This window comes from Lutibacter sp., from assembly GCF_041562875.1.
In the GTDB taxonomy this organism is placed as follows: domain Bacteria; phylum Bacteroidota; class Bacteroidia; order Flavobacteriales; family Flavobacteriaceae; genus Lutibacter.
The window spans coordinates 1-20,589 of record NZ_JBFFOE010000051.1; the positions used below are offsets into that span (position 1 = coordinate 1).

Sequence of the window (20,589 nt, forward strand, 5' to 3'; positions counted from 1 at the left end):
AATGAAGCAGCTCCACTAATAAATCCAATTTCATGACTACTTCTGTCCTGTGCTTGAGTATCTATAATAGAGAAACAGCAAAAAAAGAGGATTAGTATTATCAAATATTTAGTCAAAGCAAGGATTTTATAATTGTAAAAGTAACAAATTTTTTAAACTAATTATAATCATAAACTTAATTGGTGTTATTTCAATATAAATGTTTCATTCTCTTCCCAATTTGCCCTAATTTTAATTTCTTTATCAAAATATTTAACAACTTCAGGCTGTTGTTTGTTTAAAAAATTACCTGTATCCCAAATGCCATTTTTATTTTCATCAACAATTACTCGGATAGAGTAAGTATCAGGCGGTAACAGGGTAAAACTTATTGTTTGAGGATTCTCTATTTTTTTGGTTCTAACAACAACTTCTTTTTTATCTAATAATTCAACAATAAAAGATGATTTTTGTTCACTTGACAATTCAAAATTCAAAACTCCATAATCTTCAGGTAATTTTGTTGTTAATTTAAATGATAAAGAATCGTTAACAGCACCAAAAAAGGTAGTAATTGTTTTTGGTAATACCTTAAAAAGGTATTTAGAATTATTTTTTTTATCAAAATTGAGATACAGTTTTGTTTTAGATTTTGATAAAATGGGTTCAAAATCAATTGTAATTGAATCTTGATCTATAATTTTAATTAATGATTTATCAACCATAATAATAGGAATATTGGTTGAAATTGAGAAGGTATCAATTAAGTGTAAAATACCACTTGTACTTTTATTAATGATTAAAGAATCAATTTTTGAACTTCTTGTTTTTAAGGTTAATTCTTCAGAGTATTCGCCTTTAGAAACTCTAAAATTTAAAGAATCTATTTCTATAGCAGTATGCCAATAATTAATAGTGTCTGTATCTTTTTCAAAATTAATTTCAGATTTAAAACCTTCAGGGGTTGCTGTTAAAAGCTCAATATTTAAATCTTTTGCATCGCCTAAATATCCAAAAATAAGATGACCTTTTGTAACTTCCTTCGGTTTAATTACCTTTAATTTTGGAATTTCTTTAAAAATTGTAAAATTATATTTTTTATCGGTTGGTATTATAATGGTGTCTTTTACAAACCCTATTTTATCAATTTCAGGATTGTAAATTTTATTGCCATTAGCGTCTTTTAGCGCAATAAGAAGGTATTTACCAGCGCGTAAATTTGTAAGTTCATATAATGTACTATCTAAAGTATTAGAAATGTAACGTGGTTTTTCTTTAAAAATAATTGAATCAGTATAAGATTTATTATATTCATAAAGCATTACATCAAAATTCTTTTCTGTTTTTTTTACACGAGGGTTTGTAACTTCTCCTGATAATTCTAAAGAATCAATAAAACTTCCTGTTGAAAAAACATATTTAAAATTCCCTAGTTCATTTTCTTCATTATTATCAACAATACTCTTTCCAAAATTAAATGAATAGGTGGTATTAAGATCTAGTGTATCTAAAATTTCAATGGTAATTGATTTACTTGCTGACCCAAGTGGTGTTATAATTGGATCCTTTTTTTGAGGAGGAGAAACAACTAATTGTTTGCTTACATTTTTTAGTTTAATGTATTCATCAAAATAAATTTTTATTTTTTTTGATTTAAAGTAAATGCTTTTATTGTTTGGGTTTGCGCTCACTAATATTGGAGCAATACTATCTTTTGCACCTCCAGTTGGTGTGCCTCTTTTTGCACAATTAGTGAATGATAAACTAACGGTAAGTACTAAAAGAATTTTAAAAACGCTATAATTCATTTGTTTTCGAAATATATTTATGCAAAATAACAATTAATTTTTTAAAAATGGACTTGGATATTTTGTATTCTATGAATTTTAATTATTTGGTATAAGCCATGCAAGCAATGCTTATTTTTAAACCTTCAATTTTACTGAAAGATTTGCAACAAGCTTCAAGTGTTGCCCCAGTTGTTATAATATCGTCAATTAGTAAAATATGTTTATTTTTTAAATCAAAATTATTTTGCACAAAAAATAATTCCTGTACATTTTTCCATCGATCTAAACGTATTTTTTTAGTTTGTGTTTTGGTGGAAGAGATTTTAACTAAAATAGTTGAATTGTAAGAAATATTCAATTTTTTAGCTAAACTTTCGCCAAAAGTAGTTACCTGATTATAACCTCTAGATCTCAGTTTTTTTTGATGAAGAGGAACAGGTATAATATAATCTAGATCTTTAAACCTATTACTCTCAAGTATTTCATCTCCTAGCCAGTTACCAATAAAATTTCCTACTTGTTGTTGTTTATTGTATTTAAGTTCATGAATTAATAATTGTACGTTCCCTTTTTTTGTAAAGTAAAATAAAGCAGTAGCATTTTCAATAGGAATTCTTCCGTAGAAAGATTTTTCTACCAAATTTTCTTCTTCAAAACTAAAATTAGTTAAAGGCAAATCATGTCTACAAGTTAAACAAATAGTAGTTTCATGATTTACTAAATGCTCATGACAACATAAGCAAACTTCAGGAAAGAAGATATTAAAAATATCTTTCAAAAAATTCATAGCAGTACTTTCTTTAAAAATACATTTTTTTTTGAAATTAAGTTAAATTGATGTAAAAAAATAGCATAATAATTATGAATTATAGTTTTTATGGCGTAATTTTATATAAAGCCAAAAAACTTACCTCAAAAATTATTTAGTGGCTCTAAATAATTTAATTTTGCATTTCACGTTAAGATAATAAATAAACATAGATAAATTAAAGGAATGATGGAAGAAAAAAAGAAATCAAATAGTAAAATAATTGTTATTGCTTTAGCAGTGCTATTATTAGTTGCATTAGGATATACTTTTTATAACAATACAGAACATAAAAAGTTAACGGACGCAATTGAAGAGGAAAAATTGGAAATTGAAGGGAATTTAGACAACATGATTATTAAATATGAAGAAGCTATTGGTCAAAATACTTCTATGACTAACGAACTATCTTTAGAACGAGATCGCATTATTTCCCTTAGAGATTCTATAAAAGATTTAAAAGGTACCAACTACAGTTTAATTAGAAGATTTAGAAATGAAATTTCAAAATTAGAAGAAAAAAACAGAGAATTATTTTCATTAAATGAAAGATTAACTAGTGATAATATGTTACTTACAACTAATTTAGATAGCGCTAGAGTAAATATTTCTCGTCAAATAGCTGCTAACGATACGCTATCAATTAAAAATTTAAATTTATCAGAAAAAGTAGCTATTGGATCTGTTTTAAAATTAAGTTCAGCTAAAGTATTGGCAATGCGCGAAAAAACGAATGGAAAATTAGTAGAAACATCAAGGGCAAGGAATGCTGATGCTTTTAGAATTAATTTCACCATTGCAAAAAACGAAATTTCTGAACAAGGTGAGCGTCAAGTGTATATTCAAATTGTTGATTCAAAAGGAAATACGGTTGCAAGTAAAGGAGAATTAACTTTAAATGATGTTCAAATAAATTATAGCGATCAAACCATTGTAAATTATTTAAATGAAGCCGTTGATATTATTTCGTTAGTTGAAGTTAACAGAGACTCTATGGATAGCGGTCTTTATAAAGTAAATATTTATATTGAAGATAAATTTGTAGGAGCAACTCAAATTACCTTGAAGTAAGAAAGTAACTCCAAATTAGTATTATTTAATGTTAATTGGGTGGAAATAGTTTCGGCTATTTCCACTTTTTTATTTTTTAGTATTAAAACCTTTCCTATTTTTGCAAAATGGCAAATCAAGATGATCAATTTAAAAAAGTAGTTTCACACGCAAAAGAATACGGTTTTGTATTTCAATCTAGTGAAATTTATGATGGTTTAAGCGCAGTATACGACTATGCTCAAAACGGTGTTGAATTAAAGAAAAATATTAGAGAATATTGGTGGAAAGCAATGGTGCAAATGCATGAAAACATTGTTGGTTTAGATGCCGCCATTTTTATGCACCCAACAACTTGGAAAGCTTCTGGGCATGTAGATGCTTTTAATGATCCATTAATTGATAATAAAGATTCTAAAAAAAGGTATAGAGCTGATGTTTTAATTGAAGACTATGTAGGGAAACTAGATGCTAAAATTGAAAAAGAAGTTGCTAAAGCGGAAAAACGTTTTGGTGAGTCATTTGATAAAGCTGAGTTTTTAGCTACAAATCCTCGTGTTGTAGGTTACAAAGAGCAAGGTGATGCTATTTTAAAACGTATGGGGCAATCTTTAGAAAATGAAGATCTAGCCGACGTTAAATTGTTAATAGAAGAGTTAGAAATTGGTTGCCCATTGTCAGGTTCTAAAAACTGGACAGATGTGAAGCAGTTTAACTTAATGTTTGGAACTAAATTAGGTGCTTCAGCTGAGACAGCAATGGATTTATACTTACGTCCTGAAACGGCGCAAGGTATTTTTGTAAACTTTTCAAATGTTCAAAAAACTGGAAGAATGAAAATTCCTTTTGGGATTGCTCAAACTGGAAAAGCTTTTAGAAATGAAATAGTTGCACGTCAGTTTATTTTTAGAATGCGTGAATTTGAACAAATGGAAATGCAATTTTTTGTACGTCCTGGCACTCAAAAAGAATGGTATGAGCAATGGAAAGAAACCCGTTTAAAATGGCACTTATCATTAGGAATGGGCTCAGATAACTACCGTTTTCACGACCACGAAAAATTAGCGCATTATGCTGATGCAGCAGCAGATATAGAATTTAGATTTCCATTTGGATTTAAAGAATTAGAAGGAATACATTCTCGTACAGATTTCGATTTATCAAGTCACGAAAAACATTCAGGGAAAAAATTACAATATTTTGATCCTGAATTGAATGAACATTATATTCCTTATGTAGTTGAAACTTCTATTGGTTTAGACAGAATGTTTTTAGCAGTATTTTCAAATTCATTACAAGAAGAAGAATTAGAAAATGGATCGACACGTACGGTTTTAAAATTACCTTCAGTATTAGCACCAATAAAGGCAGCAATTTTACCGTTGGTTAAAAAAGATGGATTGCCTGAGGTTGCTCGTAAAATTGTAGAAGATTTGAAATGGGATTTCAATATTGCCTATGATGAAAAAGATGCGGTTGGAAGACGTTATAGAAGACAAGATGCAGTGGGAACTCCATTTTGTATTACTGTAGATCACGATACGTTAAATGATGATTCTGTAACCATTCGTTATAGAGATACCATGGAACAAAAAAGAGTTAAAATTTCAGAACTTCGTGATATTATCAAAGAAGAAATTGACGTTAAAAATTGGTTAATGAAAATGTAATTTTTATTATTTCAATAGTATATAAAGAAAGCCAAACTAATTTTTAGTTTGGCTTTTTTACTTTTTAAATAATGTATTATTGAAACCGATAACCAATAGCAACGCCTCCTCTACCAACTACTTCATCATTACTATTACCTAATAAATCTCTACCTATACCTAAATAAATTTCAGCAACAAAACCTCTTTTGCTAACCCATTTTCCGCCAGCTGAAATACCAACTGCAAAATCTGTGTATTTCTCTGAATTATTAATATTTGTATTTGGGTCATAGTAATCATAGTAGTAATAATCTTTTGCTGTATGAAGCATTGTAAAAGCTTCTACAAAAAAACCTTGAGCATATTTATTTGAAAAAAAATGTCTGTAATAGGGTGTAATTGAAAAAGTTCGATATTCATCTAAACTAGTGGCATCTGAATTTTTGTCTAGGTTAAAAAGTAGATTAACACCAATTGTTGATTCTTCGTTAAGGATTCTTTCATAGCCAACATCAAAAAATTTAAAACCAATTAAATTAGACATATTAATCTTTAATTCGTTTTTGGACAGACCTTCTTGATAATTATTTTCTTGAGCAAAAAGTGATAAACTGCCGATAAATAAGATTGTTAAAAGGGTGATTTTTTTCATAATTGAATTTTAAATTAGATCGTAAAAATAGAAACAAAAATGAAACCAAAGTATAAAAAATTAAAAAAGAGCTTTTAATTGAATAGTTCCTGTGTGAATTGTTTTTGAAGTTTTACTTTTTCTTCCTAAATAATTAAGATTTAAATTTAAAAACGAATTTAACTTTCTTTGAAATAACAAACTCCAAGTATAGTTTTTTCCAGGTTGTAAACCTTCTAACATTTGATAGGCAACAGGTGAATTGTTAATACCTTCAAACCTATTATTAAAAATGTTTACTTCCGTTTTTAATAAACTTTTTAAATTGTTTGCATAATTAATTGAAACACCTAATTTTTGTAATTTCAAGGTTTCAAAACCTCCCAATTTATTTTCTTTATTTTTAAATTCATAAAAAAATGAAAAGTAAGTGTTCTTATTATAGTAATAAGATAGTTTTGGTAATATAGTATAATTATTTAATTCATAATTTCTGTTTGTATAATTTGCTGAATTACTAGTGTTTTTAGAACTATTCATATTAAAATTAAACAACCAAAATTCACCTAATTCATGTTCAAATTGAAGTTGGTTTAGTTGTAAGGTATTTTCTAAATTATCAATAGTTGTTGTAGTTTTATTTTGTGATTTTATAAAACTATACGTTGTAGAAAAACGCTTTTTCCCTTTGTTAAAATACAAACTGTTGTTTAAGTTAAAGTTTAAACCTAGTAAGTCAATATTATTAATATCAAACGGATTTAAATTAAACTTTTTAGCCAATTTTTTCTGTTTGCTATCAATTAAAATAAACGTTTGATTGTAAAAATGTGAAAGCACTTTTTTTAAACCTTTTTTAGAATTCCATTGTTGAGGGTTTATAGCAACAGTTTGTGTTAATTTATTTTGGTGTGTAGCAATATAATTTACGGTTGGCAAAATAACACGTAAATACTCAGCTTGATCTTGAAACTGCGCTATTTCAAACTCATTTAACTCTTTTACACCATTCCCATTATAATCTATCCACATATAAAAACCCTGTCCAGGTTCAGTTTTAATATACGTATAATCTTGTTGAGGTAAAGTTCCAGAAAGTGTTTGATACGATGTGTTAAAAGTTAAAAACTGATGAAATAATTGCTGTTTGTAAACAATTTTTGAGTTTAATGATTCTTCGTTTTTAAAATTTACATTTTTAACCGTTCTATAATTTATATAAGCGTTTAAATTTGAGTTTTCAGTTTTAATTAAACTAGATTTTACGTAGTATGTTTTAGCAGTATTTACTTTTTCAAAGGCATTATTTTGAATACTGTCTGTTGTTCTAAAATTAACTCCAATTTGCATAAAAACTTTTGAAGAATCTCCAACTCCAAAAAATGCTTCATATTCGTTGTATTTATGACTTAAATTTAACAATGTATTTGTTGAAATTGCACTTCTTTCATTTTTTTCAGCATTTGAGCTAACTCCAAACCAACTGCTGTTTAAATTGTATTTTGCATTTATAAAATATCTTGAAAAGGTTCCTTTTTCATCAGTTGTTTTATTGTTTAACAAACTACTATTAAAATGAAATGAGAGATTTTTATGAATTAAATTTCCATATAGGTGATGTCTGTTTCCTTTAAAATAATCACTAAATTCTAAGTTCTCAAATTCATAATTTAGGGTGCTATTTTGTTGGTTTGAAAGGTTTAAAGCAGTGGTTATTAATTTTTGACTTCCAGTAGTTGTTCCAATATTCCAATCTCTATCAAATTCAATATTTTGAATTCGCTCAATACTTTTAAAGTCTTTATTAATAAAGTCAAATTTTAAATTACTTTTTAGTTCCCATGTATTTTGAAAAACAACTTGTTCCCAATCTAATTTTGTTGCGAGTCCTTTATTTGTAGAATTATCTAAGGTTGAAAATAAATTAACATCGTTATTACTAAAAGCAGTTTCAGCAGTAATTGTTGTTTTTTTAGAAGGATTATAAGTTGTTTTAAACCCAATAATTTGCAATTTATTTGGCGCAATTAATTGAATAATAGGATTGTAATTTCCTGAATTTTCACCAGTAAATTCAAATATTTTACCAATTGCAATTACATCTTTTAATAGATAACTTCCTAAATTTTCACCAACATAGGTAAAAGTTACTTGGTACAATTCGTCTGTTTCATTGGTTGAATATTCAAAAACTTCTGAAGCACCATTACTTATTTTTTTGTATAAAATTTTATCTTCTGAAAACGTATCAACAAATGCCGATGGTGTAACCATCTCGTTCACATTGTTTCCTACATCTGATAAAATTTGCTTTTGTTCATTACTTAAATCTTGTTCTAAAGGTTGATTTTTTAAATCGTTTTCATTGTAAAAATAGCCGCTAACGGTTAATTTATCAGTTTTGTAACTTAGATTATTGTAGGTTATAAAACGCGTATAGACCCTATCTGTAAATTGATATTCAGCCGTAATTCTCATGTCAGCTGTTATTGGAAAAGTAGTGCTAAATGTAATTTCAGCAGTATTATAATCAATACTATAATCATTATTTTCACCACGTTTTAACAATCTTCCATTGGCGTAAATTTGTTCGGTTCCAGATAAAATTAAAAGATAGGTGTTTGTATTTGCATCCGATAATTTATAAGGCCCTTGATTTCCTTCTTGACCGTTAAATTGAATTTTCTTGTATTTTCCTTTAACAATTGCCCCAGAAGTTTGTAAGTTAATTTCAGAATTCTCAGTTGCTATTTTGGCTTTAACTGCCAAACCAGAAACTTTTTTATTGAATTTTAAATAAGAAGTTTCATTATTGTTCAAATAAATATCACCCGCATTTACACTCCATTTATCACTAAATAATTCAATAAAAACACGATCAAATTCATTTAATTTATAGGTGTTTCCATTTTCCTGAATTGGTAAATTTGTATCAATAATAGAAGCTTTCAGCGTAACTTTATCATTTAATTTTCCTGCAATTTGCAAATCTAAGGTTGAGTTAACAACCGCATTTTGGTTGTTTCCAACAGTAACACCGCGTGTAATATTCCCAACAGTATTTAAGCCATCAAAAGGTTTAAATGGCAATTTTTTTTCATTGGTAGTTAAGCTGAATAATTGTGTTTGGTCTGTTGTTTTGGGAACAATTAATTTTTTATCAAATTTAAAATAGTTTTTAGTGATAAAATCTGGGTACGAAGTGTATTGAACTGTTATTGCTGAGAACTTAATTGGGTTTTCCTTTTTGAAAACCACTAATGATTTAGAAAAATCTACGGTATATTTTGAAGAATCAATTTCAGCATTTAAATCTGAAAACACTTTAAAATTAAAAGGACTTATACTAATTGTATCTATTTTTACCGAATCATTTTTAACCCAAAAAGATTTCAAATGAACATTTTTCGACTGAATTTGAGCATTTATGAAAACGCTAATTAAAAGGAAGAATAAGAGTAAAACTTTTTTCATTTTTTAAACTAACGTTACAAAGTTAAATATAGTTTAAAATAATGATTGTTGAGGTGATGGACTTTCGTGTTCTAACAACCATTTTTTACGCCATAAACCACCTGCATAACCAGTTAACGAACCATCGCTTCCAATAATTCTGTGACAAGGAATTAGAATCCAAATTGGGTTTTTACCATTAGCTGAAGCAACTGCTCTTATCGCTTTAACATCACCTAATTTTTTAGATTGTTCTAAATAAGTTCTGGTTTTTCCGTGCGGAACATTTAATAATTCGTTCCAAACACGTTTTTGAAAATCGGTTCCTTGTGGATTTAATTTTAAATTGAATGTTATTCTTATACCACTAAAATATTCATTTAATTGTTGAATACACTCTTGTAGATAAGATGGAATATCTTTTGAGGTTTCCATTTCTTCATCAATAACAGTAATTGATTGAATTCCAAGTTTATTACCAACAATTTTTGCAGTTCCAATGGGTGTTTTATAATATGCAGTTTCGTTAGATTCCAAAAACGTTTTTTGAGTTTTGTGTTGTTATTTCTGCAATTTCTTGTGGTGTTAATTTATAAATATCGGCTAATTTTTCCAATACGTTTATAATAAAACTACTTTCATTTCTTTTTCCTCTAAATGGAGTTGGTGCCAAATAAGGTGCGTCAGTTTCCAATACAATATGTTCAATGGCAATTTCATTCAAAAATTGATCTATTTTACCATTTTTAAAAGTTACAACACCACCAATTCCTAGTTTCATATTGTATGAAATAGCTTTTTTAGCTTGTTCTAAATTTCCTGAAAAGCAATGAAATATTCCGAATAATTTATCATCTTTTTCTTCTTCTAATATTTCAAAAATTTCATCAAAAGCATCTCTGCAATGAATAATAATGGGTAAGTTTTTTTCTTTTGCCCAATGAATTTGAGTTTTAAAAGCTTGTTGTTGTTGCTTCAACAATGTTTTATCCCAATATAAATCGATACCAATTTCTCCAACTGCATAAAAATTCCGTTTGTCTAACCATTTTTTCACAAAAGCTAATTCTTCCGCAGCATTTTCTTTAACGTGTGTTGGATGTAAACCCATCATTAAAAAAGTATGATCTGGAAATGCTTTTTCCAAATCTAACATGGCATCAAAAAATGTTGAATCTACAGCAGGAATAAATAATCGTGTAACACCAGCATCAATTGCTCGTTGAATCATTTCATCTCTATCTTCGCTAAATTGATCGCTGTATAAATGGGTATGAGTGTCAGTAATTATCATATGGCAAAAGTACTCAAAAAGAATTATTCTTAAATGTATAATTATTGTTATGCTGTATTCATTTTGCTGGCAGATTATTTTCTTTTAAAAAACAGTAAACTTGACGAAAATAGGCAGTAGATGAATTTGGATCACATTCTTTTAAGGAAAGGATATATAAAAATTAAGCTTAAAAAAATAAACACAAACCATTTTGAGCTAAAAGTTACATTAAATGGTGTTAAAGGTCGTTTTATTATAGATACAGGAGCTTCTAGGTTCTTGTGTTGATATTAATTTAGCTGAAAAATTTAAATTAGAGGTGAAAGATTCAAATACAAAAGCAGCAGGAGCTGGCGCTATTGGGATGGGTACAAAAATTTCTGAAAAAAATAATTTAGAATTAAAAGAATGGAAGTTCAGTAATTTTACAATTGTTTTATTTGATTTAACACATGTAAACACTGCTTTAACTGAGCATAAAGCTGAAGCTGTAGATGGAATTATTGGTGCTGATATTCTTGAAAAAGGAAAATCAGTAATAGATTATGATACGAAGTGTTTATTTTTAAAAACCTTAGTTTATAAATTTTAATTTTTTTTAGTGTTAATTGCCCAAGTAATTATACCGCCAGTATAAAACATATTGTGATTAACTCCTTTTGAAATTGATAGATCAACTATAAAATTGTCACTAAAATTATAACCTACGCCTGTGTTCATATTATGTGAAATCAATTTTTCTTGGGTGAAATCTCCAAAATTTTCTAAAAAAAAATGTACTTTGGAATTCGCCTCATAGCTAATGTTTGCAATATAAAAACCAGATTTAGAATTGTCAGTTTCATGAACGTATCCAATATTATAATTAAAAGAAAATTTTTCTGAAATTTTATTAGAAAAGTTTAACGAAACAATTTCTCCAATTTTGGCAAGTTTAAATTTTTTGTCTGTTGGTACTATTGTTCTAATCATGATAGATGCTTCTGGTACTAATTTTTTTTCTTTCCAAAGGTTCATAGAAAATCCAATTTGTATGTCATCAAATTTATTTAAAGAGTGAATTAAATGATTATTTTTCCATAATTTTTCTTTTATAATAGGGGTGTTTAATTGTAATTCAAAACCATTCAGTAAGCCGTATCTAAATAATGCACTTGGAATACTCCAAGAGTTCATTTTTTCTGAACCTTCATTTTGAATGGTATACAATGACTCTAATTCTATTTGCAAAATACTTTTATCAATTGTAGCGGATGGTTCTGCAGTTTGTGCATTTATTTTTGAAAATATAAATGATGTGACTAAAGCAAAGCGTAAAATTAATTTCATGTTTCTTTAATTCTTTGAATTGCGAAGTTATTTTTATTAAGTCTAAATAAGGATGATTTTTATCATATTCATAAAAAAACCCCAACAATTTTGTTGGGGTTCTTAAATACTTTTGAAAGTATGTTTAATTTTATAATTCTAAACTTTTTTTAGGATTATTATTCATTAAAATTTCTACTGGATTTTCTAATGCTTCTTTCACAGCAACTAAGAATCCTACAGATTCACGACCATCAATAACTCTATGATTATAGGATAATGCAACATACATAATTGGTCTAATAACTACTTCACCATAATAGCTACTGGGCGTTCAACAATGTTTTATCCCAATATAAATCTATTCCAATTTCTCCAACTGCATAAAAATTCCGCTTGTCTAACCATTTTTTCACAAAAGCTAATTCTTCTGCAGCATTTTCTTTAACGTGTGTTGGGTGTAAACCCATCATTAAAAAGGTATGATCTGGAAATGTTTTTTCCAAATCTAACATGGCATCAAAAAATGTTGAATCTACAGCAGGAATAAATAATCGTGTAACACCAGCATCAATTGCTCGTTGAATCATTTCATCTCTATCTTCACGAAATTGATCGCTGTATAAATGTGTGTGTGTATCAGTAATTATCGTACCGCAAAAGTAACAGAAAGTTTGAAAGCTTAAAAATTAGTTGAATGTTTAATTTTTTCAAAAATATTAAAATCAACGTAAATGAAGAAGCCATCTACGTTTAGATGGCTTCCTTTTTTTGGTATGCTTCTTGTATTAACATAATTTTAACAGTTATCGAAAATTTTAGTAGCAACAAATAATTATTCAATTCCACTCAAAGTAATTATTTGAATTCAGCTAAAAAAAAGATAACATAAAACTTTCTTCGTATGAAAACAAAAAAACATCCAAAAGCAAATTTAGAGAATTACAGTAAATTATTTGTACAATTAGGCTTAGTATTATCACTGGTTATTGTTTATGTATTAATTCAAAACAAAACATTCAACAATAATTTGGTTATAGTAGACAATCCAAATTTTAAGAATGATGATTTTACAGAATCAATCATTGATTATACTATTGAACCACCTAAAGAGCAACCAGCTCCTAAAAAGGTAATTATTGATGTTATTGAACAAATTGATAACGAGAATGATAATTTGACTGAAACAATTATTGATCCAGTTGATCCAGATAAACCAGTAGATCTTACAAAAATTGTAGATGTTAAGCCTATAATTGAAGAAGGACCGGAAGATGTTCCATTTTTTATTATAGAGGATGCACCTATTTTTCCTGGTTGTGAAGGAACAAAAGAGGAAATGAAAGCTTGCTTTTCTGCAAAAATTACAAAGTTTGTTAGCAATAAATTTAATGCAGAATTAGCATCTGTATTAAATTTATCTTCAGGAATTCAGCGTATTTCTGTTATATTTAAAATAGATAAACAAGGAAATATTGTAGAAATTCAAGCGAGGTCACCTCACAAAGAATTACAAAACGAAGCTATTAGAGTTGTAAAATTATTACCTCAAATGGAACCTGGTAAGCAAAGAAATAAACCTGTGAATGTAAAATATTCGCTTCCCATTGCATTTAAAGTAGAATAAATTTATAAAGGCTAAAAAGTGAAGTGGAAACTTTTTAGCCTTTTATTTTTTCAAGAAATTGATTACTCTTTTGTGAAAGAAACACTATTTTTTACCAACTATAAAACTCACAATTTCTTCAATAATTTTTGAGCTTGTTTATATTCTGCAGCACTTTCCGGAATTGTTTTTAAAACATATTTACAGGCTTCAAACTGTTTTTGTTTTAACATACTTAATGCTTTGTACCATGAGGCTGTGTTAGCAAAAGTTGAATTTCCACTACTTATTGCATCAAAAATGATATCAGCTTCTACATAAATGTTTAATTCTAGATAACAAATTCCTTTGTACAATTCAATTTCTGTATCGTCGTTGCTGGTTTCAGATAAAACGGTTAATTGTTTTAAAGCTTCTTTATAATTTTTAGAATTGAAAGCATCTTGCGCTTTTATGATAGCATCATTATTATTGCCTCTAACAACTAATTCTAACGCATTATGGTTTGAAAAATCACTATAAACAGGATCTCCATTATTGAATAAGAAAAAACCAATTACCAGTGCAATACTTGCCGCAACCATGAATTTTTTATTGCTCAATAATGAGATTATTTTTCCTTTCTTTTTAATGGAATTTTCTGGTTTAATATATTTTGAACCTAATTTTGAGAGGGTATTTTTCAATTCTTTTTCGGCTTCTTCATTTTCAAATTTTGAAGTCAAAGAAGTTTCTAATGACTTATAAATTTCAAATTCCTGTTTAAAATCGGCATCCGAGTTTAGTTTTTCTTCAAAAGAAATTATTTCAGAAGCTGATAGTTCTTTATTTAGGTAATTATCAAATAATATGTAGCTATCTTCTTTCATTTTAGTAGGCTTTTAGTTGATGAAATTCATTAGAATCTTTCACAAGCTGCGTTAATTTTCCCATACATTGTGATTTCTTCTTACGAGCATAACCATAAGTAACACCTAAAATTTCTGCAACTTTTTCCATCGATTTAATTTTAAAGGTGGTTTTTAATAATTCTTGACATTTTGCACCTAATTCTTTAAATTTTGATTCAAAAAGCTGATGTTGTTTTTCAAAAATTTCAGTTTCTTCAACTTGTTGTTCTTGCTCTTCAGTAATAGATGTAGTATCGTCTGAAATTGTTACCCTATTATTTCCTCTTTTTTTAAGTTCATTTAACCAACGTCTTTTACATAATAAATAGAAATAAGCATCAAACGGACATGTAAGTATAAAATTTTTCTCTTTTGCTTGGTGGTAAATAGTAACCAATGTTTCCTGAATAATATCTTGAGCATCATCAGAATTACCATTGTTATTTCTTACATAGGAAACAATCTTATGTGAAAATTTTTCATAAATCTTAGAAAGTACTCTACTGTCATTTTTTAGCAAAGCCTCTATATATATATGGTCTTCGTGTGGTTTTTGAATCATGTGTAATAGTTAGAGATAGCTAATTTAATTTTTTTTTCATAAAAAAGGGTAACAAAAAATAAAACCTGTTGATATGTAAGTGTAAAACAAATTTAAAAACAATTAAAATTTAATAATTATGAAAACACAAAAACAAAATTTTACAAACTTAAAGAATAGTAAAGTTGTAAACAGAATTTTAAAAAATGCATTAGGAGTAATGGTTCTTGCAAGTTTAGCAAGTTGTTCTAATGACAAAGATGAAGTGTTAGTTCCTCAACCAGATGGCGTAGCCTTAACAGAACGTTTTAACGATAACAGAGAGAATGCTGTTGAAGAATTTATTTTAGACGCGGCAACTGGTGGAATTATTATTGGAACACAAGGAACACAAGTAACTTTTCAACCAAATTCATTTGGATTAAACGGAACTCCAGTAACAGGAAATGTAACCGTGCAATTAATAGAAATTTACGACAAGGCGTCAATGCTTTTAAAAAATAAATCTACACTTGGACAAAGAGTAAATGGCGATAAAGAGGCATTAAAATCGGCAGGAGAATTTTTTATAAATGCTGAGCAAGGTGCAAATAATTTAGAATTGTTAGAAATGGCAAGTGTTCAAAGCAAGCCAGTAGATTTTGCAGATTTAGATGGTGGAATGCAAATTTTTAGAGCAAATGGAGATGGAATTGATAATGATTGTGATGGAATAGATGCTACTTGTGATTGGGTAGAAGCAGATGAAGATGGAAATGGTGAAAAAGATGACGCTCAAATTAGAGACGGACAAGGTGCTGATGGTGCATTTGCAACATATAACTATAATATTGGAACTTTTGGTTGGACAAATCTTGATAGATGGTACAATTATACAGGTGCCAAAACTGAAATATTTATTGATGTACCAGCTGAATTTAATCAAGATAATTGTGCGGTATACTTATCATATGATGGAGAACCAACAGCTTTAGCAAGAATGGATGTTTACAATACAGAATTAGAAATGTTTACAGAGCATTACGGATTAATTCCTGTTGGATTAGAAGTACATATTATAATGGTTGCAGAAATAGATGGACAATTAAATTATGCAATACAAGGAACAACCATAGTTGAAGATCATATTGAAGTAATAACAAGTTTAAGTCCAATAACTCAGTCTGCTTTAGAGGCTTTGATTAATGGATTACCATAAATAGTAGAATTGAAAATAAAGAAAGAGGTTAATTGCTAATAGAAAGGCTGTCTAATTTAGATAGCCTTTTTTTATTTCTACAAGTTACTTTAAAAAGAGAGGTGAGAGCATTTTTTAAATTGTAATAATTACAGCTGAGAATCATAAAATTAAAGAAATAAAGTGTTTTTAATTAATTTTTTTCAAAATAAAGGGTAACAAAAAATAAAGGCTGTTGATATATAAGTATAAAACAAATTTAAAAACAATTAAAATTAAATAATTATGAAAACACAAAGACAAAATTTTACAAACTTAAAGAATAGTAAAGTTGTAAACAGAATTTTTAAAAATGCATTAGTAATAGTGGTACTTGCAAGTTTAGTAAGTTGTATTAATGACAAAGATGAAGTTTTAGTTCCTCAACCAGATGGCATAGCCTTAACAGAACGTTTTAACGATAACAGAGAGAATGCTGTTGAAGAATTTATTTTAGACGCTGCAACTGGTGGAATTATTACTGGATCTCAAGGAACTAAAGTAACTTTTCAACCAAATTCATTTGGATTAAACGGAACTCCAGTAACAGGAAATGTAACTGTTAAATTAATTGAAATTTATGATAAAGCTTCAATGCTTTTAAAAAATAAATCTACACTTGGACAAAGAGTAAATGGTGATAAAGAAGCACTAAAATCGGCAGGAGAATTTTTTATAAATGCAGAACAAGGTGCCAATGGTTTGGAATTATTAGAAATGGCAAATGTTCAAAGCAGACCCGTAGATTTTGTAGATTTAGATGGTGGAATGCAAGTTTTTAGAGCAAATGGAGATGGAATTGATAATGATTGTGATGGAATAGACGCTACTTGTGATTGGGTAGAAGCAGATGAAGATGGAAATGGAGAAAATGATGGAGTACAAGTAAAAGACGGACAAGGTGGAACAGCTGGCGGAGAATTTGCAACATATAACTATAATATTGGAACTTTTGGTTGGACAAATCTTGATAGATGGTACAGTTATACAGGTCCTAAAACTCAAATTTTTGTTGATGTTCCAGCTGAATTTAACCAAGATAATTGTGCGGTATATTTATCATACGATGGTGAGCCAACAGCTTTAGCAAGAATGGATACTTGGAGTTCAACATTAGAAATGTTTACAGAGCATTACGGTTTAATTCCTGTTGGATTAGAAGTACACATTATAATGGTTGCAGAAATTGACGGACAATTAAACTATGCCATTCAAGGAACAACCATAGTTGAAGATCATATTGAAGTAATCACAAATTTAAGCCCAATAACACAAGCTGCTTTAGAAACTTTAATTAATGGATTACCATAATGTCCTCACAAATCAGGTGGTAATTTAATAGAAATCTCTCTTGTCTTTATTGACAAGAGAGATTTTAAAGCATATAAAAAAATCAATATAGAATGCTTTTTTTATATTTGTTAAAACTCACTAACTATGAAAAATTATTTTTTATCACTTTTATTAATATTCTTCATAACTTCTTTTTACGCTCAAAGCATAGAAAATGATACAATTACAAGAACTGCAACTATAGGTTATATTATAAATGGAAACAAGGTTTCGTTTAATCCAGAAACGCCACAGTTAAATCAAATTGCAGGTGCTCCAAAAGCATTTTACACCTATTATTGGGAGTTTGGTGATGGAAATTATAGTTTTGAAGAGAAACCAAAACATACCTATAAAAATAAAGGAACCTATAAATCACAGCTCTCAGTTACTAATAATTATGATGATGGGAAACCGCCAACTACGCGTCCAAAAGAAGTTTCAATAAATGATGAAAGTTTTGATACTTCTGAAAATGAAAAACACTATTTAGTGGCTTCACACCATGGTTTTAGATTGCAAACAAACAGAGATCCAATACCAAATGAAGAAATGCAGTTAGTTTTAAGTTATGGAAACACTAAAGAATATCCTTCCAATGGTAAAATCTACCTATTTTTTAATGAAAAGAAATACAAAGCTAAAAATTTCGAATTAGTAGATGTTAGATTGCATTACAACGAAAGTGAAATTTCTAATGAAATTATTGCTGATAATAACAGCTATATTTCAAAAGATGAGTTTATTCAATCTACTGGTATATCAACATTTTTAGATGAAAAATTAATAGTAAATGACACGTTAAAACAAAATCTACCTCTTACTTTAGAAGAAGCCAAAGCGTATTACCAAGATGTTAAAATTTATAATTTTGATAATGTAGCATCAAATGAAGAACGTTCCATGTTTTTTAGCTTCAAAACAACACCTGAAATGTTAAAAGATACAAGTGCGGTAATATCTATTAGAAGTATTTATGTGCCTGAGCGAGGGAATGATTCACACAAAGTATTAACCAAAGAAATGGAAATTGTAACGTCTCACGATCCAAATAAAATGGCAGTTTATGATACGCGTTTAAATTATAGATTGGTTCGTTTTAAACGTTTGAAATATAAAGTCCGTTTTCAAAATGATGGAGAAGGACCTGCAAGATTGATAAAATTAAATGTTGAGATTCCTCAAATGTTAGATAAATCAACTTTAGAAGTGTTGGATATGTACCCAAAATGTCCAATTTGCCCAGATGAAAAAGTTAATTATAGCTGTTTGGATACCATTATTTCAAAAGACCAGATTTCATTTCAATTTAAAAATATATACTTATCAGGAACCACCCAAAAAGGTGTTCATGATAAAGATTCTACCAAAGGATTTGTAAAATACTCCATGAAATTTGGGAAAGATTTTCATAAGCAAAAATCTAAAAGTAAAACAGAAATTATCTTCGATAAAAATGAACCAATTATTACAAATACGTCTACTTCACGTTTTTCACCAGGAATTTCAATTGGTGCAAAAGCAGGTTATAATAGTTATATTGATGTAAAGAATTCTAAAAGTTATTTTGTGGGCGCTACTATTTCACCCTATAAATCCTATAAAAAGTACTTACAAGCTGAACTCATGATTTCTACCCATGAATTTACCGATTTAAAAAGTGTCAATGAAATAATTGGCCCAATTGATTTAGCTGACGGAACTAAAATTGATAGTGCCATACGATTTGATGAAACAAATTCAGAAACAACAAAATTAAATATTGATGTGGTTCCTGTTTCATTTCGTTACAATTTAAATGGGGTTTTTGGGATAGGAGTTGGTCCTCAAATATCTTTTGATATTTCTAATAAAGTTAAAAACACTACAAATTCTCAGTATTTCACGTATATTAATAATAGAATTGGAGATTCAATTGATGTTTTAAACACTTCAGAAGTTACTAACAGTAATTCGTCGTTTAGTGATATTAGATACGGTGTTTTTGGAGATATCACCATTGGTGCTGCTAGAATTGGTCCAAGTGTTGGAGTGCGTTATATTTATAATTTTAATGAACCACATTCCCAACTTCATTTTTATGCAATTTGGAAAATTTAAGATGCAATGCTAAAAAAATCAGTCATCCTATTTTTAGTACTTTTTAGTTTTAATACAGTTGCTCAAAACAGGGATTCTAATTTTAAAATAACGTTAGATTCACTAATACAACAAGATAATTTTTCGGAATTTATTTATGTTCAACTTGATAAATTTTCTAAGAATGCATCAGTTGAAAACCTAACCATTTTTGAGTCGATTTCTTCTGAATTATGGCGGATTCCAAAAAATGAAAATGAAAACACAGCACAACTTTATTATTATATTAATTATGCCTATAATTTAAAGCAGTTTGGTTTTATAAATCAGTCTATTATTCAATATGAAAAGGCATTTTCTTTTTATAATAATATCAATGTTAAATTTGATATTATTGAATTTTGTTTAAAACCATTAGCAAATAATTATACCAGATTAGGGGATGTTGATAGGGCAGAAGATATTTTAAAAATCACTATTGATAAAGCTCAAAAACAAAATAATACAACTCAAATAATTGCAGGTTATTCAAATTTAGCAGTTGTTTTTAGAACTAAAGGTGAATATGCTAAAGCAATTAATTATTTAAATTTGGGTTTGAATTTAACCACAGAAGAAGAAATAAAAGCGAGAATTTATTCAGATTTGGCTATTAATTTTTTGTATTTAAACGAGGTTAAAAAAGCGAAAGAAAACATTCAACTTTCAAATAAATACAATGTTAGAAATAACAGTTCAATTTCAATAAAAAACAAGATTACATTGGCAAATTGTTTTGTTAAAAACAAAAATTTTGATAAAGCAATTATTCAATTTGAGAATGCATTAAAAACCACAAAAATAACTTTTGGAGAACGCGATAGAGAAGTAGCCAAAATTCACAATCAACTTGCGGAAGTTTATAGCAAAACCAATCAAATTGAAAAGGGATTAATTTATTATCAAAAATCGTTAAGTGTATTGCTTCCAAAGTACCAT

The 20,589-nt window shown here is 28.2% G+C and carries 17 protein-coding genes and 2 pseudogenes; 8 read left to right on the forward strand and 11 right to left on the reverse strand.

The features are described from left to right. Positions 1 to 185: 185 nt before the first annotated feature. A complete protein-coding gene (locus ABY863_RS08590) occupies positions 186 to 1,787 on the reverse strand; it encodes an Ig-like domain-containing protein (RefSeq protein ID WP_372793855.1) in 1,602 nt (533 codons plus the stop codon). A gap of 82 nt (positions 1,788 to 1,869) precedes the next feature. Continuing rightward, positions 1,870 to 2,556, reverse strand: a complete 687-nt coding sequence (locus ABY863_RS08595) for a ComF family protein (RefSeq protein ID WP_372793856.1) — start codon at positions 2,554 to 2,556, stop codon at positions 1,870 to 1,872. Between the two features lie 207 nt (positions 2,557 to 2,763). Here ABY863_RS08595 and ABY863_RS08600 point away from each other — a divergent pair, with 207 nt between their 5' ends. Continuing rightward, positions 2,764 to 3,648: a hypothetical protein gene (locus tag ABY863_RS08600; RefSeq protein WP_372793857.1), complete on the forward strand. Its 885-nt coding sequence runs from the start codon at positions 2,764 to 2,766 to the stop codon at positions 3,646 to 3,648. 107 nt (positions 3,649 to 3,755) lie between these two features. Then, entirely contained in the window at positions 3,756 to 5,297 is a 1,542-nt protein-coding gene (locus ABY863_RS08605; RefSeq protein ID WP_372793858.1) for a glycine--tRNA ligase, read from the forward strand. Between the two features lie 76 nt (positions 5,298 to 5,373). Here the strand turns inward: ABY863_RS08605 and ABY863_RS08610 are convergent, their stop codons facing one another. Genes ABY863_RS08610 through ABY863_RS08625 form a run of 4 tightly spaced genes read right to left on the reverse strand, consistent with a single transcriptional unit; the run spans position 5,374 to position 10,657 of the window. After that, a complete protein-coding gene (locus ABY863_RS08610; protein ID WP_372793859.1) occupies positions 5,374 to 5,931 on the reverse strand; it encodes a DUF3575 domain-containing protein in 558 nt (185 codons plus the stop codon). A gap of 60 nt (positions 5,932 to 5,991) precedes the next feature. Beyond that, the gene (locus ABY863_RS08615; protein ID WP_372793860.1) at positions 5,992 to 9,384 is read right to left on the reverse strand and encodes a hypothetical protein; all 3,393 of its coding nucleotides are present in this window, start codon (positions 9,382 to 9,384) and stop codon (positions 5,992 to 5,994) included. A 33-nt stretch (positions 9,385 to 9,417) separates the two neighbouring features. Then, positions 9,418 to 9,900: a methylated-DNA--[protein]-cysteine S-methyltransferase gene (locus ABY863_RS08620; RefSeq protein ID WP_372793861.1), complete on the reverse strand. Its 483-nt coding sequence runs from the start codon at positions 9,898 to 9,900 to the stop codon at positions 9,418 to 9,420. Beyond that, positions 9,890 to 10,657 (reverse strand): TatD family hydrolase, encoded by a 768-nt coding sequence (locus ABY863_RS08625; RefSeq protein ID WP_372793862.1) that lies wholly within the window; start codon positions 10,655 to 10,657, stop codon positions 9,890 to 9,892. Before ABY863_RS08625 ends, ABY863_RS08620 begins: the two co-directional genes overlap by 11 nt. Positions 10,658 to 10,958: 301 nt before the next feature. Between ABY863_RS08625 and ABY863_RS08630 the strand changes: the two genes are divergently transcribed. Next, positions 10,959 to 11,231, forward strand: a complete 273-nt coding sequence (locus ABY863_RS08630) for a hypothetical protein (RefSeq protein WP_372793863.1) — start codon at positions 10,959 to 10,961, stop codon at positions 11,229 to 11,231. Here the strand turns inward: ABY863_RS08630 and ABY863_RS08635 are convergent. From ABY863_RS08635 to ABY863_RS08645, 3 genes and pseudogenes are all read right to left on the reverse strand, one after another. Beyond that, positions 11,228 to 11,968 carry a transporter gene (locus ABY863_RS08635; protein WP_372793864.1) on the reverse strand — a complete coding sequence of 247 codons (741 nt, stop codon included), beginning with the start codon at positions 11,966 to 11,968 and terminating at the stop codon, positions 11,228 to 11,230. The two genes, ABY863_RS08630 and ABY863_RS08635, sit on opposite strands and share 4 nt — an antisense overlap. 130 nt (positions 11,969 to 12,098) lie before the next feature. Continuing rightward, positions 12,099 to 12,292 (reverse strand): annotated as a pseudogene (locus ABY863_RS08640) (2-oxo acid dehydrogenase subunit E2); the annotation flags it as partial. After that, positions 12,274 to 12,537 (reverse strand): annotated as a pseudogene (locus tag ABY863_RS08645) (TatD family hydrolase); the annotation flags it as partial. The pseudogenes ABY863_RS08645 and ABY863_RS08640, both read right to left, overlap by 19 nt. Before the next feature lie 314 nt (positions 12,538 to 12,851). On the opposite strand from ABY863_RS08645, the gene ABY863_RS08650 reads away from it, so the two are divergent. Continuing rightward, complete coding sequence (locus tag ABY863_RS08650) at positions 12,852 to 13,574, forward strand: energy transducer TonB (RefSeq protein ID WP_372793865.1); 723 nt, start codon at positions 12,852 to 12,854, stop codon at positions 13,572 to 13,574. A gap of 107 nt (positions 13,575 to 13,681) precedes the next feature. Here ABY863_RS08650 and ABY863_RS08655 read toward each other — a convergent pair whose 3' ends face one another. Both ABY863_RS08655 and ABY863_RS08660 read right to left on the reverse strand, forming a co-directional pair. Then, the gene (locus tag ABY863_RS08655) at positions 13,682 to 14,422 is read right to left on the reverse strand and encodes a tol-pal system YbgF family protein (protein ID WP_372793866.1); all 741 of its coding nucleotides are present in this window, start codon (positions 14,420 to 14,422) and stop codon (positions 13,682 to 13,684) included. 1 nt (position 14,423) lies between these two features. Continuing rightward, positions 14,424 to 15,005, reverse strand: coding sequence for an RNA polymerase sigma factor (locus ABY863_RS08660; protein WP_372793867.1), 582 nt, complete (start codon positions 15,003 to 15,005; stop codon positions 14,424 to 14,426). A gap of 118 nt (positions 15,006 to 15,123) precedes the next feature. Between ABY863_RS08660 and ABY863_RS08665 the strand changes: the two genes are divergently transcribed. The 4 genes from ABY863_RS08665 to ABY863_RS08680 all read left to right on the forward strand — a co-directional run. Continuing rightward, on the forward strand, positions 15,124 to 16,182 hold the full coding sequence (locus tag ABY863_RS08665; protein WP_372793868.1) for a hypothetical protein: 1,059 nt from the start codon (positions 15,124 to 15,126) through the stop codon (positions 16,180 to 16,182). 264 nt (positions 16,183 to 16,446) lie between these two features. Continuing rightward, positions 16,447 to 17,511: a hypothetical protein gene (locus ABY863_RS08670; RefSeq protein ID WP_372793869.1), complete on the forward strand. Its 1,065-nt coding sequence runs from the start codon at positions 16,447 to 16,449 to the stop codon at positions 17,509 to 17,511. Between the two features lie 126 nt (positions 17,512 to 17,637). Beyond that, positions 17,638 to 19,632: a PKD domain-containing protein gene (locus ABY863_RS08675; protein WP_372793870.1), complete on the forward strand. Its 1,995-nt coding sequence runs from the start codon at positions 17,638 to 17,640 to the stop codon at positions 19,630 to 19,632. A gap of 6 nt (positions 19,633 to 19,638) precedes the next feature. Continuing rightward, a partial coding sequence (locus ABY863_RS08680) for a tetratricopeptide repeat protein (RefSeq protein WP_372793871.1) occupies positions 19,639 to 20,589 on the forward strand: 951 nt, incomplete at its 3' end.